At 72.1% G+C, this 15,042-nt stretch carries 14 protein-coding genes; 5 read left to right on the top strand and 9 right to left on the bottom strand.

Features of this window, described 5'->3' with window-relative positions:
• Window positions 1-16: 16 nt before the first annotated feature.
• The 6 genes from STRAU_RS28735 to STRAU_RS28710 all read right to left on the bottom strand — a co-directional run bounded on the left by STRAU_RS28735 (window position 17) and on the right by STRAU_RS28710 (window position 6,559).
• Window positions 17-2,410 carry an ATP-binding cassette domain-containing protein gene (locus tag STRAU_RS28735; RefSeq protein WP_037662532.1) on the bottom strand — a complete coding sequence of 798 codons (2,394 nt, stop codon included), beginning with the start codon at window positions 2,408-2,410 and terminating at the stop codon, window positions 17-19.
• Window positions 2,411-2,636: 226 nt separating this feature from the next.
• Complete coding sequence (locus tag STRAU_RS28730) at window positions 2,637-3,050, bottom strand: VOC family protein (RefSeq protein WP_037662573.1); 414 nt, start codon at window positions 3,048-3,050, stop codon at window positions 2,637-2,639.
• Window positions 3,051-3,060: 10 nt separating this feature from the next.
• Window positions 3,061-3,504 (bottom strand): helix-turn-helix transcriptional regulator, encoded by a 444-nt coding sequence (locus tag STRAU_RS28725; protein ID WP_037662571.1) that lies wholly within the window; start codon window positions 3,502-3,504, stop codon window positions 3,061-3,063.
• A 23-nt stretch (window positions 3,505-3,527) separates the two neighbouring features.
• Window positions 3,528-4,553, bottom strand: a complete 1,026-nt coding sequence (locus STRAU_RS28720) for a 2-dehydropantoate 2-reductase (protein ID WP_016643924.1) — start codon at window positions 4,551-4,553, stop codon at window positions 3,528-3,530.
• A gap of 169 nt (window positions 4,554-4,722) precedes the next feature.
• The gene (locus STRAU_RS28715; protein WP_016643923.1) at window positions 4,723-5,088 is read right to left on the bottom strand and encodes a hypothetical protein; all 366 of its coding nucleotides are present in this window, start codon (window positions 5,086-5,088) and stop codon (window positions 4,723-4,725) included.
• Between the two features lie 118 nt (window positions 5,089-5,206).
• Window positions 5,207-6,559 (bottom strand): cytochrome P450, encoded by a 1,353-nt coding sequence (locus STRAU_RS28710; protein ID WP_016643922.1) that lies wholly within the window; start codon window positions 6,557-6,559, stop codon window positions 5,207-5,209.
• Between the two features lie 148 nt (window positions 6,560-6,707).
• On the opposite strand from STRAU_RS28710, the gene STRAU_RS28705 reads away from it, so the two are divergent.
• Window positions 6,708-7,955 (top strand): SLC13 family permease, encoded by a 1,248-nt coding sequence (locus STRAU_RS28705; protein ID WP_037662565.1) that lies wholly within the window; start codon window positions 6,708-6,710, stop codon window positions 7,953-7,955.
• Between the two features lie 32 nt (window positions 7,956-7,987).
• On the opposite strand, the gene STRAU_RS28700 is transcribed toward STRAU_RS28705, so the two are convergent.
• The gene (locus tag STRAU_RS28700; protein ID WP_016643920.1) at window positions 7,988-8,356 is read right to left on the bottom strand and encodes a MerR family transcriptional regulator; all 369 of its coding nucleotides are present in this window, start codon (window positions 8,354-8,356) and stop codon (window positions 7,988-7,990) included.
• Between the two features lie 147 nt (window positions 8,357-8,503).
• Here STRAU_RS28700 and STRAU_RS28695 point away from each other — a divergent pair, with 147 nt between their 5' ends.
• Window positions 8,504-9,574: an alkene reductase gene (locus STRAU_RS28695; protein ID WP_016643919.1), complete on the top strand. Its 1,071-nt coding sequence runs from the start codon at window positions 8,504-8,506 to the stop codon at window positions 9,572-9,574.
• Window positions 9,575-9,602: 28 nt separating this feature from the next.
• On the opposite strand, the gene STRAU_RS28690 is transcribed toward STRAU_RS28695, so the two are convergent.
• Window positions 9,603-10,367: an ArsR/SmtB family transcription factor gene (locus STRAU_RS28690; RefSeq protein WP_037662563.1), complete on the bottom strand. Its 765-nt coding sequence runs from the start codon at window positions 10,365-10,367 to the stop codon at window positions 9,603-9,605.
• 198 nt (window positions 10,368-10,565) lie between these two features.
• Between STRAU_RS28690 and STRAU_RS28685 the strand changes: the two genes are divergently transcribed.
• The 3 genes from STRAU_RS28685 (at window position 10,566) to STRAU_RS28675 (ending at window position 12,725) form a co-directional block, all read left to right on the top strand.
• Window positions 10,566-10,985, top strand: a complete 420-nt coding sequence (locus STRAU_RS28685; protein WP_016643917.1) for a VOC family protein — start codon at window positions 10,566-10,568, stop codon at window positions 10,983-10,985.
• A gap of 181 nt (window positions 10,986-11,166) precedes the next feature.
• The gene (locus STRAU_RS28680) at window positions 11,167-11,916 is read left to right on the top strand and encodes a nucleotidyltransferase domain-containing protein (RefSeq protein ID WP_016643916.1); all 750 of its coding nucleotides are present in this window, start codon (window positions 11,167-11,169) and stop codon (window positions 11,914-11,916) included.
• A gap of 83 nt (window positions 11,917-11,999) precedes the next feature.
• Entirely contained in the window at window positions 12,000-12,725 is a 726-nt protein-coding gene (locus tag STRAU_RS28675) for a nucleotidyltransferase domain-containing protein (protein WP_016643915.1), read from the top strand.
• Window positions 12,726-12,779: 54 nt separating this feature from the next.
• Here STRAU_RS28675 and STRAU_RS28670 read toward each other — a convergent pair whose 3' ends face one another.
• Window positions 12,780-14,978: an MGH1-like glycoside hydrolase domain-containing protein gene (locus STRAU_RS28670; protein ID WP_037662530.1), complete on the bottom strand. Its 2,199-nt coding sequence runs from the start codon at window positions 14,976-14,978 to the stop codon at window positions 12,780-12,782.
• Window positions 14,979-15,042 lie beyond the last annotated feature (64 nt).

Raw genomic sequence — 15,042 nt, 5'->3', positions numbered from 1 at the left:
CTGGCGTCAGGGCCCGTCAGCCGCCGACGTACGCGGCGAGGTGTTCCCCGGTGAGCGTGGAGCGGTCGGCGACGAGGTCGGCGGGGGTGCCCTCGAAGACGACGCGGCCGCCGTCGTGGCCGGCGCCGGGGCCGAGGTCGATGATCCAGTCGGCGTGGGCCATGACCGCCTGGTGGTGCTCGACGACGATGACCGACTTGCCGGAGTCGACGAGCCGGTCGAGCAGGCCGAGCAGTTGCTCGACGTCGGCGAGGTGCAGTCCGGTGGTCGGCTCGTCGAGGACGTAGATGCCGCCCTTCTCCCCCATGCGCGTGGCCAGCTTGAGCCGCTGCCGCTCGCCGCCGGACAGGGTGGTGAGCGGCTGGCCGAGGGTGAGGTAGCCGAGCCCGACGTCGGCCAGCCGCTCCAGGATCTTGTGCGCGGCCGGAGTGCGCGCCTCCCCCTCGCCGAAGAATTCCTCGGCCTCGGTCACCGACATCGCGAGCACCTCGCTGATGTCGCGCCCGCCGAGGTGGTATTCGAGGACCGAGGGCTGGAACCGCTTGCCCTCGCAGTCCTCGCACGGGGTGGCGACGCTCTGCATGATCGCCAGGTCGGTGTAGATGACCCCGGCGCCATTGCAAGTGGGGCAGGCGCCCTCGGAGTTGGCGCTGAACAGCGCCGGCTTCACGCCGTTGGCCTTCGCGAACGCCTTGCGGATCGGTTCGAGCAGTCCGGTGTACGTCGCCGGGTTGCTGCGCCGGGAACCGCGGATCGGGGTCTGGTCGATCGACACGACGTCCTCGCCGGCGGGAATCGACCCGTGGACGAGGGAGCTCTTGCCGGAGCCGGCGACGCCGGTGACGACGACCAGCATGCCGAGCGGGATGTCGACGTCCACGCCCTCCAGGTTGTTCGCCGTCGCGCCGCGGATCTTGAGCGCGCCGGTGGGCGTACGCCCCGACTCCTTGAGGGCGGCCCGGTCGTCGAGGTGGCGGCCGGTGACGGTGTCACTGGCCCGCAGTTCGTCGAGGGTGCCCTCGAAGCAGACGGTGCCGCCCGCCGCGCCGGCGCCGGGGCCGAGGTCGACGACGCGGTCGGCGATCGCGATCGCCTCCGGCTTGTGCTCGACGACGAGCACGGTGTTGCCCTTGTCGCGCAGCCTGAGCAGCAGATCGTTCATGCGCTGGATGTCGTGCGGGTGCAGGCCGATGGTGGGCTCGTCGAAGACGTACGTGACGTCGGTGAGCGAGGAGCCGAGGTGGCGGATCATCTTGACGCGCTGCGCCTCGCCGCCCGACAGCGTGCCCGCGGGCCGGTCGAGCGCGAGGTAGCCGAGGCCGATCTCGACGAACGAGTCGAGGGTGCGTTGCAGCGCTGCGAGCAGCGGCGCCACCGAGGGCTCCTTGAGGCCGCGGACCCATGCGGCGAGGTCCCTGATCTCCATGGCGCAGGCGTCGGCGATGCTGATCCGCTTGATCTTCGACGACCGGGCCCCTTCGCTGAGCCGGGTGCCGTCGCACTCGGGGCAGGGGGTGAAGGTGACCGCGCGCTCCACGAACGCCCTGATGTGCGGCTGCATCGCCTCCTTGTCCTTGGACAGGAAGGACTTCTGGATCTTCGGGATCAGCCCCTCGTAGGTGAGGTTGACGCCGTTGACCTTGACCTTGACCGGCTCCCCGTACAGGAAGGCGTGCAGCTCCTTCTTCGTGTACTTGCGGATCGGCTTGTCCGGGTCGACGAAGCCGGACTGGGCGTAGACCTGCACGGTCCACTGGCTGTCCGACTTCCAGCCGGGGATCGTGAACGCGCCCTCGGCGAGCGACTTGGAGTCGTCGTAGAGCTGCGTGAGATCGATGTCGGTGACCTTGCCGCGGCCTTCGCAGCGCGGGCACATGCCGCCGGTGCGCTGGTACGTCGCCTTCTCCGCCTTGGTCTTGTTGCCGCGCTCGACGGTGATCGCACCGCTCGCCCGGACCGTCGCGGTGTTGAAGGAGTAGGCGCTGGGCGGGCCGATGTGCGGCTTTCCGAGCCGGCTGAAGAGGATGCGCAGCATCGCGTTGGCGTCGGTGGCGGTGCCGACGGTGGAGCGCGGGTCGGCGCCCATCCGCTGCTGGTCGACGGTGATCACGGTTGTCAGGCCGTCGAGGACGTCGACCTCGGGGCGGGCGAGGTTCGGCATGAAGCCCTGCACGAAGCTGCTGTACGTCTCGTTGATCAGCCGCTGCGACTCCGCGGCGATCGTGTCGAACACCAGCGAGCTCTTGCCCGAGCCGGAGACACCGGTGAACACCGTGAGCCGGCGCTTGGGGATCTCGATGCTGACGTCCTTGAGGTTGTTCTCGCGCGCGCCGTGCACACGGATCAGATCGTGGCTGTCGGCGGCGTGCGGCGCAGGCGACCGCGGGTCCGTCTGTCTTGCCTTGCTCATCGTTTCTCCATCTGTCGGGCGAAGCCGCCCTGCGTCCCGGCGGGGCCGCCCTGTCTCCTGGGCGGCCCCGCCGTCGCGGCGTCCGCCGCCGTCGCCTGGCTGAGTGCTGGCTGGCTGGATTCTCCACCAGCTGGGAGCGGTACGTCCGGCTGTCCTCAAGTCGAGCCGGTGGCACCGTCGCGCCCCGGCCGGACGGCCGGGGCGGCGGTCGCGGGTGCCGGGGGGCTCACTTCACCTGCTGGATGCGGATCACGTTGCCCGCGGGGTCGCGCACGGCGCAGTCGCGGATGCCGTACGGCTGGTCGGTCGGCTCCTGGACGACCTCGACGATGTCGGCGCCCTGGAGGGTCTCGAAGGTGGCCTCGACGTCGGCGGTGGCCAGGACGATGCCGCCGTAGGTGCCCTTGGCCATCATCTCGGCGATGACCTGGCGCTCGTCGTCGGTGATGCCGGGGTCGGCGGCCGGCGGGGTCAGGACGATGGAGGTGCCGGGCTGTTCGGCGGGACCGACCGTGATCCAGCGCATCCCCGCGTACCCGACGTCCTTGCGGACCTCGAAGCCGAGGACGTCGCGGTAGAAGGCCAGGGATGCCTCCGGATCGTTGTGCGGGAGGAAGCTCGCGTGAAGGGTGATGTCCATGCCCGTCACGCTAGTCGCGGCCCCTGGACCGTGCTTCTTGATTCCTGACCGGTCGGGTCACCTGCTTCGCCACGCACGCGGGGATGCCCGCCGTCGCGCTCGCCGCCTGGCGTCGGTAGGCGCTGGGAGGCATGCCGACCAGCTCGGTGAAGCGCGTGCTGAAGGTGCCGAGCGACGAGCAGCCGACCTCGAAACAGACCTCGGTGACGCTCAGGTCACCGCGGCGCAGCAGCGTCATCGCGCGCTCGATGCGCCGCGTCATCAGATAGCTGTACGGCGACTCGCCGTACGCGGCCCGGAACTCGCGGCTGAGGTGCCCGGCCGACATGTGCGCGCCACGGGCGAGCGCCTCGACGTCCAGCGGCCGGGCGTACTCCCGGTCGATCCGGTCGCGGACGCGGCGCAGTCGCACGAGGTCGCGCAGCCGCTGCTCCGGATCGGGTCTGCTGGTCACATACGAGATCGTACGCTCCGGGTTCAAAGACAGGCTCTCAGCTCGGCGTACAGCTCCGGTCCCGTCCAGGTGCGCGGCGTGGACTCCGCCGCGTGCACGAGGGCGGCGAGGCGCGCGTTCGCGGGGGCGCGGCCACCGTGGGCGGTGGCGAGGGCGACGATCTCGCCCTGCAGTGAGTCGATCTCCGTGGGACGGCCGCGCCGCAGGTCCTCCCACATCGAGGAGCGCGCGTGGGCGTCGATCCGGAGGGACGCCCCCGCCACCCGGCGGAAGACCGCGTCGGGCAGCCCCAGCACGTACGGGGTGAGACCGGGCGAGATGGGGCCGAGGCGGGCGGGAGTGGCCCCGGCGGCGCGGTAGGCGGCGAGGGCCTCGCGCTGGCACAGGGCGAGGCAGCGCCGGTAGGCGCGCAGGCCGAGCTGGTCGCGCAGCGGCAGCCCGGAGAGGGCGTTGACCGCGTTGTTCAGGTTCATCAGCAGCTTGGCGTGCTGCACCGCGGCCATGTCGGCGCGGGCCTCGACGGCCAGGCCCGCCTCGCGGAAGGCGGCGAAGAGCGTGTCGTCGGGCTCGGCCATGAGCCTGCCCGGCATGCCCTGGTGCACGGTGCCCGGCGCGGACTGCACGACGTTGTACGGCACCATTCCGGCCAGCACGGTGTGGCCGGGGAGCGCGGCGCGCAGGGTGGACGGGTTGTGCAGCCCGTTCTGGAAGCTGACCACGACGCGGTGCGGGGCGAGATGGGCAGCGAGGTCCTTGGCGGCGGCCTCAGTGCCGATGGTCTTCACGGTGACCAGCACATAGTCGGCGTCGGCCGCGGCTTCCGGGCCGGTGGCGAGCGTCAGCCGGTCCGGCGTGAGGTGGACGGGCTGCCGGGCGGAGCTGCTGAGGGTGAGTCCCCTCTCGCGCAGCACATCCATGGCGGCGGTCCTGCCGATGAACGCCACGTCGTACCCGGCGGCGACGAGGTGGCCGCCGAGGTGGATGAGGTGGCCGCCGAGGTGACAGCCGATGCTGCCGGCGCCGAGGACGGCGAAGCGGGGCTTGGGCATGGGGACTCCTGCGATCGGGCGGGGCGGGCGGGGTCCAGCCTTGTCCAGGGGCACACCTGCTGGCCAGGCCCTGGTGACCGGTTCCTGTCTCCTGCCCACGGCGCCGGGCTCCCCGCCGAGCCCGTCGCGGGGTTTCTCCGACGCCTGCGAGATTTCGCCGGCCTCGCCTTCAGCGCTGTCCGGTGCGGCCGTCGTCGCGTGCCGCTCGGTAGCGCGTGATCAGGGCGGTGAGTTGTGAGTTGAAGCCTTCCGCGGCTTCGAGGGCGGCTTCCGGCAGGGGGTCGTCCGGTGCGTAGCCGAGGGCCGGGTGGCCTGCGAGGTGGGCGCACAGGGCGTCGAGGTGGTCCAGGTGGGCGGCGTCGCGTGCCTGCGCGGGGGTGAGGGAGCACAGCCACGCGTAGCGCGCGGCGGGGGCGTCGGGGCGGGGCGGCAGGGCGCGGCGCAGACTCTCGGCGCGCGCGGTCAGGGTGTTCCACACCGGCACGCGCAGGACTGCGACCAGGCCGCCGGGGTCGGCTTCCACGGTGGTGGTCATGTACTCACGCTCGCAGAGGGCACTGACATCGGGGCCCGGCGCGGGGCGGCGAGTCAGGTGAGTCAGCCGTCCGGGCCCGCCGGGTGGGGCAAGCGGGGGCATGGCTCCGGGCTCGCGCTCACGCCGGGCGCCGCGGGCTCACGAGCATGCGGATGTCGTCCTCCGCCCACAGCACGAACCGTTCGATCGGTGTCACCGTCTCGTGTCCTGGCGCGGGCCGGAACCGGAAGCGTTTGAGCAGGACGGCCAGGACCAGTTCGGCCTCGATCATGGCGAGCGCGGCGCCCTCGCAGCTCCGGGGGCCGAGCCCGAAGGGAATGTAGGCGAGCCTGGGACGCTTGGCGGTCTCCTCGGGGGTGAACCGCTCGGGTACGAACTTCTCCGGCTCGGGCCAGTACGCGGGATTCAGATGGACGGCCCAGAAGGGATAGAAGACCGTCGTCCCGGCCGGGATCTCGTAGTCGCCCAGGACGAGCGCCTCGGTCGTCTCGCGGGCGCCGTAAGGACCCGGCGGGTAGAGCCGCATGGACTCCTTGAGGGCCATGTCGAGGTACGTGAGTCGGCGGAGGTCGGCGTACTCGGGCGCCGGGCGCTCCCCGAGTACGCGGTCCAGCTCGGCGGCGACGCGGTCGGCCGCCTCGGGGTGGCGCCCCAGCAGGTGCAGCGTCCAGGAGACGGCCACCCCGGTGGTGTGGTGGGCGGCCAGCATGGTCACCATGACGGTGTCGCGGATCCGCGCGGGGCTCTCGCCGGCCTCGACGAGCGCCCCGATCAGATCGCTCTTGTCCGTGCGGCCGCCGGAGCGATGCGCCGCGACGACCCGGTCGACGGTCGCGCGCAGGAAGGCCAGGGCGTCCTCGGCGCGCCGCGCGCGGTCGTCCTGCGTGCCCGGGACCGGCACTTGGTAGAGCCGTCCCAGGTATTCGGTGAGTACGTCCTCGAACGCGCCGATGACTCGGTCCGGGTCCGCGAGGTCGCCGGCGCCCCCGAGGGCGTACTCGCTGATCATCCGCAGCGTCAGGGCGGTGAGGTCCTTCTGCAGCTCGACGGGTTCGCCCCCCGGCTCCGCGGGTCCGCCGTCGGCCCGCGTGGCCCAGTCGTCCGCGAGTGCCGTCGCCAGCTCGGTGAACCGCGCGAAGTGCCGTTCGTGGGAGGGGCGCCCGGCCAGCACGGAGAGGAGCACCCGCCGCCACGGCGTGTGTTCGTCGGCCGCGATCACCTGGAGGTTGCCTGCCTCGCAGAGCGGGGCCAGGAACTCGAACAGCCGCTCCGGCCGCTTGTCGATGTGCGCCGTCGCCTCCAGCAGCACGGGGTCGGCGACCGACACGGCCGTCTCGGCGCCCGGAAGCTGGAACCGCACGACGGGTCCGTACTCGGCGTGCAGCCGCAGTTGGTAGTGGTGCAGGCCGCCCGCCTCGGTGACGGCGCCCACGCCGCCGTCCGTGCGGGGCTCGGGGCCGGGGATCCGCATGTCACGTCTCCTGGAAGCCGGTTGGCGCCTCGGTCAAGAACACATCTTCGACTTCCGCGAGCCTCCCCCGGGAGCCTCGCCGCCATGCGCGGGGCGGACCGGCGGGGCGGTTGTCCGGCCCGGACGAGCGGCGTGAATGATCGAGGTCATGCTCCTCGAGTCCCTGTCCGTCGCCGCGCTCGTCGTGGTGCTCGTGTGCGCCGTCGTCCGTCCCTTCGGCCTGCCGGAGGCGGTCTTCGCGGTGCCCGCGGCGGGCCTCGTGATCGTCACCGGCGCGATCCCGCTGGAGGACGTGCGGGAGGAGGCGGCCCGGCTCGGGCCGGTGATCGGTTTCCTCGCCGCCGTCCTCGTACTCGCCAGACTCTGCGACGACGAGGGGCTCTTCCGGGCGTGCGGGACCTGGATGGCGCGCTGGGCCCGGCACCGGCCGCGGCGCCTGCTGGGGGCGGTCTTCGGCCTCGCATCAGTGGTCACCGCCGCCCTCAGTCTCGATGCCACGGTGGTCCTGCTGACGCCCGTCGTGTTCGCCACGGCCACCCGCATGGGCACCTCCGCCAAGCCCCACGCCTATGCCTGCGCGCACCTGTCGAACACGGCGTCCTTGCTGCTGCCGGTGTCGAACCTGACGAACCTGCTCGCCTTCACCGCCACCGGGCTGTCCTTTACGCGCTTCGCGCTGCTGATGCTGCTGCCGTGGCTGGCCGCCGTCGCCGTCGAGTACGTCGTGTTCCGGCGCTTCTTCGCCACCGAACTCGACGCTCCCACCGAGGACGACGGTGCCCGGGAGCCCGCGCAGTTCCCCCTGTTCCCCCTCGTGACCGTCGCCGCGACACTCGTGGGGTTCGCCGTGGCCTCCGCGGTCGGCCTCGATCCGGCGTGGGCCGCGGCGGCAGGCGCCGCCGTCATGGCCGGCCGCGCCCTCGTCCGGCGCCACACCACCCCGACCGCGATCGCCCGCTCCGCCGCCCTGCCGTTCCTGGCCTTCGTCCTGGCGCTCGGCATCGTCGTACGAGGCGTACTCGACAACGGTCTCGGTGACGCCCTCGGCCATGCCCTGCCCGACGGCGACTCGCTGCCCGCCCTCCTCGGCACCGCCGCGCTCGCCGCCGTCCTCGCGAACCTGATCAACAACCTGCCGGCCGTGCTCGCCCTCGCCCCGCTGGCCGCCCCCTCCGGGCCCGGGGCGGTGCTCGCGGTGCTCCTCGGCGTCAACATCGGCCCGAACCTCACGTACGCGGGATCCCTGGCCACCCTCCTGTGGCGGCGCATCACCCATCACCACGACCACGACGTGCAGCTCAAGGAGTTCACTCTCCTCGGCGTCCTCACCGTGCCCCTCGCGCTGTTCGTCTCGACTCTCGCGCTGTGGGTGTCGCTGGGGATCAGCGGCACCTGAGCGGGGAGGGCGGCGGCCCGCGCCCCTCGTCCTCACCGGGGGCAGGGGCTCCCCTGTTTCCTCGCGTCGTCGGCGAGGGCGATCGCCGTGTCCAGCCGGTCCCGGGTCTCCAGCAGGCCGCCGATCTGCCCGTCGATGCGGGCACGTTCGGCCCGCAGCCGTTCCAGGAGCTGGGGGGCCACTTCGTCGCTCTCGATGCACGGCAGCAGTTCCACGATGGTCCGGCTCGCAAGGCCGGCGGCGTACAACTGCTGGATGAGCCGGACCCGGTCGACGGCCGTGGCCGGGTAGTGGCGCTGGCCGCTGGGGCTGCGGTCGGCGGCGAGGAGGTTCTGTTCCTCGTAGTAGCGCAGCGCTCGTACGCTCACGCCAGTCGCAGCGGCGAGTTCACCGATTCGCATGCTCTTCCCCTCCGGAGCCAGTCCCTGGCGGCGGCCTTCCCGTCCCATCCTCGCAGCCCTGAGCTACTTGCCTCTGACGTCAACGTCAGGTTTTAGCGTGGCCGACGTACCGCCCCCATTCGTCGGCGCAACGCGAAGGACACCACTGTGACCAGTCTGTTCGACAGCTACCAGCTCGGGAACCTCACGCTCCCCAACCGCGTCGTCATGGCCCCCATGACGCGTGCCCGCGCGGCCGCCGACGGCGTCATCAATGAGAGTGCGGGAACGTACTACGCGCAGCGCGCCGGCGCCGGACTCATCGTCAGCGAGGGCGTACAGCCCAGCCTCACCGGTCAGTCCAACCCCAACACGCCCGGCCTGCACACCGATGAGCAGGTCGCCGCGTGGCAGCCGGTGACCGCCGCCGTCCACACCAACGGCGGCCGCATCTTCGCGCAGCTCATGCACGGCGGCCGCGTCGGCCACCCCGATGTCGCCGGTCACCATCCCGTCGCGCCCTCCGCGATCGCCCTCGACTCGCCCCTGTTCACCGGTCCGCGCGGCCGCCGGGCCGCCCCGGTCCCGCGTGCCCTGACCACCGCCGAAGTCCCAGGCGAGGTACGGGCCTTCGCCGACGCCGCCCGCCGGGCCGTCGACGCCGGATTCGACGGCGTCGAACTCCACGGGGCCAACGGCTACCTCATCCAGCAGTTCCTCTCCTCCAACACCAACCGGCGCACGGACGCGTACGGAGGATCCGTCACCGGCCGCATCCGCTTCGCCGTCGAGGCCGCGGAGGCGGCCGCCGACGCCATCGGAGCCGATCGCGTCGGCCTGCGCCTGTCCCCCGGCGGCCACGTCTGGGACATCGCCGAGGACGACGTCCCCCAGCACTACACGGCCCTCGTCGAGGCCCTGGCGCCCCTCGGGCTCGCCTACCTCCACGTCCTCGTCACCACCGAGGAGGACACCCTCGTCGCGCTGCGCAAGGCGTGGCCGGGCGCCTTCATCATCAACCCCGGCGGCCAGATCGGCCCGCAGGAGGGCGACCGGGCCCTGGGCGAGCACTGGCTCGCCCAGGGCGCCGACCTCATCAGCTACGGCCGCGCCTACCTCGCCAACCCCGACCTCGTCGAACGCTTCCGCACGGGATTGCCGCTGCACACCAGCGACCCCGACACGTGGTACCAGGGCGGCCTCACCGGATACACCACACACACCAGCTACCAGCACTGAGCCGTCGCCCGGCGGGGCGGTTCGGCGATCAGGACCAGGCGGGCAGGGGCAGCAGCCCGCCGGTCTCCAGGTACGTCTTGAGGTTGGCCAGCACCGCGGACCAGCCGCCCGCGGCCAGGCGCCGTTCGGCCTCGTCGCGCAGGTTCTCGTGGGTGACGGTGAGCTGGACGGTGCCGCCGTACGGCTTCAGGTCGAACGTGACCGTCGAGGGTCCCTCGGGTCGCTCGTCGTCCGGCCCCGCCCAGGTGACGACCAGGCGGTTGGGCGGTGCGGCCTCGACGACGGTGCCGACCACGTCGGCGAGGCCGCTGCCGTCGGTACGGCGGTGCTCCCAGGGGGAGCCGGGCTGCCAGTCCGAGATGTTGCTGTGTCCCCAGTAGCCGGCCGTGATGTCGGCGTCGGTCAGGGCCTCCCAGACCCTTTCCAGGGTGGCCTCGATGTAGGTGGTGTAGACGAATTCGGGCTTGGTGACGGGTGAGGCGTCCATGGCGCTTTCCGCTTTCCGTTTCACTGCGCCCAACGCCTCAAGGCGCGGGCGGTCGAATTTTCCGATCCACCGTTCCTGGATCTCATGGATCGGAACGGGGTTGAGGTAGTGGAGCTTTTCCCGGCCCCGCTTGACGGTGCTGACGAGGTTCGCGGCTTCCAGCAGCCCCAGGTGCTGGGTGGCCGCTTGGCGGGACATGCCCAGCCCGTCGCAGAGCCGGCCCAGGCTCTGGCCGTTGTCCTCCCGCAGGCGGTCCAGCAGGAGCCTGCGGGTCGCGTCGGACAGGGCCTTGAAGACCTGGTCCATGTCTTCGTTCACCCCTCCATTTAAGGCAAGCATTTACTTGCATGTCAACAGCGGGCATCCCGGCACGCAAGGTGTTCACCTGGTGACTCCCTGGGGGCGGGGCGGGCACCACCCGCGCATCTAGGACCCGGGCTGACCTAATCGATGCCTACGGTGCTGCGGACGGCGGGACACGCGCCGTCCCACAGCGAGAGAAGGATGGTCATGGCTGACAACAGCGCCCGCTCCGGCGCCACCCGCAACACCCTGGTCGGCACCATCGGCGGCCCCGCCATCTGGGCGCCGGACGGGCGGAGGCTGGCCGAGTTCTATGCCGCGGCCCTGGGTGCCGAAGTCGGGGACGGCTACCCCGACGAGGACGGCAACGAGGTCGCTTTCCCGGTTCCGGTGGGCGAGGCGACGTACTTCTTCTACACCGCCAAGTCGTACGTGGCCCCGGACTGGCCGGCGCAGGAGCTGCCCTTCCACTTGGATCTGGCCTTCGGGGACGTCGCGACGGCGGTGGACCGCCTGCTCGAACTGGGCGCGACCAAGCCGGAGTTCCAGCCCGGCGGGGAGCACTGGACCGTACTGCTCGACCCGTCGGGACAGCCGTTCTGCGTCAGTCAGGCGCGCTGAGCCACTCGGCGGGGCCGGACGGTAGAGTCGACCCCATGAAGCGATGATCCAGGCACACTCCTCGCCCTGACGCCGTCCGAGCCCGTGCTCCGGCGTCCGGGCGAGTGTGTCCGCGGCAGCAACGGGCGAATGTGCCCGGGGCAGCAACTCATCATCCGCTTCAGAACGATCGGACCCGTCAATGACCGACGACCTGTTCCTCGACCATGTCGCCGACCACCTCGCCGCCCTGCCCGCCGTGCACGCCGTCACCCTCGGCGGCTCGCGCGCCCAGGGCACCCACACTCCCGACAGCGACTGGGACTTGGCCCTCTACTACCGGGGCACGTTCGACCCGGACGACCTGCGTGCGCTCGGCTGGGGTGGCGAAGTCTCCGAGATCGGCGGCTGGGGCGGCGGCGTCTTCAACGGTGGCGGCTGGTTCTCCATCGACGGCCGGAGCGTCGACGTGCACTATCGCGACCTCGACGTGGTCGAACACGAACTCGCCGAAGCCCGGCAGGGCCGCTTCCGCTGGGAGCCGTTGATGTTCCACCTCGCGGGCATCCCCAGCTACCTGGTCGTGGGCGAACTGGCCGTCAACCAAGTGCTGCGCGGCAGCCTGCCCCGGCCCGAGTACCCCCAAGCACTGCGCGAGGCCGCTCCGCCCGTGTGGCGCGGCCGCGCGGCCATGACGATGCAGTACGCCAAGTCCTCGTACGCACCTCGCGGTCAGGCCACCGAGGCCGCGGGCGCCATCGCCACCGCCGCCCTGGAGACCGCGCACGCCGTGCTGGCCGCCCGCGGCGAATGGGTCACCAACGAGAAGCGCCTCCTGCGGCAGGCGGGGTTGCGCGATGTCGACGCCGTGATGGCGGAGCTGCGGCCGGAACCCGACGCCGTGGCACGCGCGATCACCGACGCGGAGACGTTGTTCGAGACGGCGGGCTGATCGGCGCAGGGCCCGACCGGGCCACGCCGGCTCAGCAAGCCCGTATGAAGCTCGCTGAACCGGCGCTGGCACGATGAGCGTCCATGAACGATCACGAGACGTTGCACGCCGAGGCCGCGCGGCTGGTCGAGGCGCGCTTCCCGCACGCACTGGGCGCCCTGCTCGGCGGCTCCGCGGCCCATGGGCGGGCCACCCCGACGAGCGATCTCGACGTGGCCATCCTCCTGCCGGACTCGGACACCAGCCGGCGGGAGGTGGTCCGCCACGATGGCCGCCTCGCCGAGCTGTTCCTCAACACCCTCGCGGACATACCGGAGTTCTTCGCGTGGGACAGGAACCGCCGCCGCGGCACCGTCCTCTTCCTGTACGACCAGGGCGTGTCCCTCGCCGACCCGTACGGTCATGTGGCCCGCACGCGGCGGCTGGCCCAGGAGGTGCTCGCCTCCGGGCCTCCCCCGCTCACCGTGGCGGAGCGGGAGCACGGCCGTTATGTCCTCACCTGCTTCATGGACGACCTGGTCGACACGCCGCCGGCCGACCGCTACGAGCAATTGTCACTGGCCGACCAGGTGGTGGGGAAGGCCGCCCACCTGCTCACCGCGCATCATCACGCCTGGACAGGCATCGGCAAGTGGCTGCCGCGCAGGCTGCTCGACGCCGACCCGGTACGGGGAAAGGCACTGCTGGACGGCCATCGGGCCGTGGCCGAGCGGGCCGAGCCCGCTCCGTTGGCGAGCGCGGTCGAGGAGGTGCTGGCTCTGCTCGGCGGGCCCTTGCGGGAGGGGTACTCGCACGGCTGGAGCCCGTGAGATCCGGAGCGCCATGCTCCGGTTCCTGTCTGCGGTTCAGCGGCTACGCGGCCCTCAGTCCTGAGCCAGCATCGGCAGCAGCACCGCCGCCGACCAGCTGAAGTTGGGCGAGTTCAGGGGCGCGCCGGTCAAGGGGTCGTAGTTCTCCATCACCGGGCTCCGGGCCGACAGCCCGTGTGCGGTGGTCAGGAGCCGGTCCGTCAGCGTCCTGGCCTGTGCCGTGTAGCCGTACCGCCGTAGTCCCGCCTGGGCGAAGTACGCCTGGTCGAGCCAGACCGGGCCGCGCCAGTAGCGCTGCGGGGCGAAGTGGGGCGAGCTCCGGGCGACGGTCGGGAAGGGGACGGGGGTGGCGAACTCGCCGGGGTCCGTGAGCTTGTCGCGTACGGCGGCGGCCTGCGCGGGCGATGCCGTGCCGGTCCACAGGGGGATCGCGCCCTCGATGCCCCGGCCCCGCGCGGTGAGCCGCTCGCCGCTGTCGAGCGCCGTGTCGTGGAACCAGCCGTCCTCCGCGGCGTACATCCGCTCGCGCACGGCCCGGTGCGTCGCCGCGGCCCTGCCCCGCCAGCGCCGCTCCCCCGCCGTGTCCCCCAACGCACCCGCGACGTCGGCGAGATGGCCCTGGTCGGCGGCGAGGTAGGCGTTGAGGTCGACGGACTCCTGGGTGAGCGAGTAGCCGGTCACCGTGCCGGAGGCGTCGCGGTTGGCGACGACGGAGGTGCCGAGGCCGGCGTCGAAGCGCGGCGCGTTGTCCATGCCGCTCTCCCAGGCGGCGGCGAGCCTGCGCTGCTCCGCGCTGTCGTTGGCCGGGTCGACCGTCGCTCCGTACTCCGCGAGCCCGTCGCGATCGTGATCGCGATTGCGGTACCACCAGGACTGGTACGCGGCGAGCTTCGGGTACATCTCGCGCAGGAAGGCCCGGTCGCCGCTGTGCCGGTAGACCTCCCACACCGCCCACGCGGCCAGCGGCGGTTTGCTGTTGCGTTCGTTCCAGTTGCCGCCGCCGTCGGCCGGGTTGTTGTAGAAGACGGCGTCGGGGATCATGCCGGCGTCCTGGGGGCGGGTCGCCGAGGTGGGCCGGATCTGGTGGTCGAACATGGCGCGGATCTGGGACTGCGCGAGCCGAGGGGCGAAGCGGGCCGTGCCCACGGCCTGTTTCCAGGTGTCCCAGGCCCAGACGCCGCCCGCGAACCACTTGTACGAGAGGGAGGGGCTGATCGCGTCGTGCCGGATCCGGCCCGCGGCGGAACGCCAGTTGGTGACCAGGGTTTCGAGCGACTTCACGGCAAGGCGGCGCCGGTCGGCCGGGACGCCACGGGTGACCGAGGCGACGTAGCCGCGCCAGCGCGCGTCCCCGGACGCCGCGATGGCAGCGGGGCGGGTGAGGGCGCGGCGCACGGAGGCGGCTTCGCGGGCACGCTCGGCCGCGGTGAAGGTGTAGCTCTCGGTCCAGTCCAGGGTGCGGGCCGCGCCGGGTGCGAGGGAGAGAGGAGCGGCGAGGTCGGTGCGGTAGGTGTCGCCCGTGACGGTCGTGCGGACCGGGGCGCGGTGGGTGACCTGGAAACGCTCGGTGCCGGCGGTGAGGTAGTCCCACTTCTCACGGACCCGGGCGAAGCCGACGGCGACGCCGCGGGGCGTGGCCCTCAGCGCGGGCGCGTCGCGCTCGGGTGCCGCCTCGGGGCGCAACAACGTGCCGGACCAGTCGGCGGCGAGGGTGCGCGGCGCGTGGCCGGTGTTGTGGATCCGGGCCCTCACGAGTGCGGTGCGGTCGGTGGCGAAGCGCAGTTCCAGGGTGAGGCGGAGGCCGTCGAGCCGGTACGTCTGGCGCAGCAGCCCGGGCAGCGAGGTGAGGCGCGGGGTGCCCCGGGCGGCGAGGTCGAGCGCCTTGCCCGCTTCGGTGAGCCGGATCCGGCTGAACGACTTGCTCAGCCACCACGGGTATTCCTGGGCGATGTGGAGCGGGCCGGTGAAGCCCCCGTACGTCGACGGGTCGCCCGCCGACGGCAGCGCGTAGGCGTGCCAGGCGCCGCGGTCGGCGAAGACGTTGACCGGGTTGAACTCGCCGGGCTGCGCGGACGCCGGCACGCCTTGGAGGTCGAGGACGTCGGCGTACGAGGAGGGGGTGCCGGTTGCGTACGAGGAAAGGTTGCCGTTCGCGTCCCCGTCCGGTGGCCGCGCGTCGGCGGCGGGAGCGAAGCCGACGGCCATGGTCAGGGCGAGGGCTACGGCGGTCAGGAGACGCGGGCGGGGACGCAACGTGAAGGGCTCCGGTCTGTGGGGTGCTGCGGGTCGGTGGCCGGGCCCGCGCCGTCAACGCACG

The sequence above is a fragment of the Streptomyces aurantiacus JA 4570 genome (assembly GCF_000414115.1).
Lineage (GTDB): Bacteria > Actinomycetota > Actinomycetes > Streptomycetales > Streptomycetaceae > Streptomyces > Streptomyces aurantiacus_A.
Note: the sequence above shows the minus strand (reverse complement) of the source record. Positions and strands in the feature narration are given on the sequence as shown.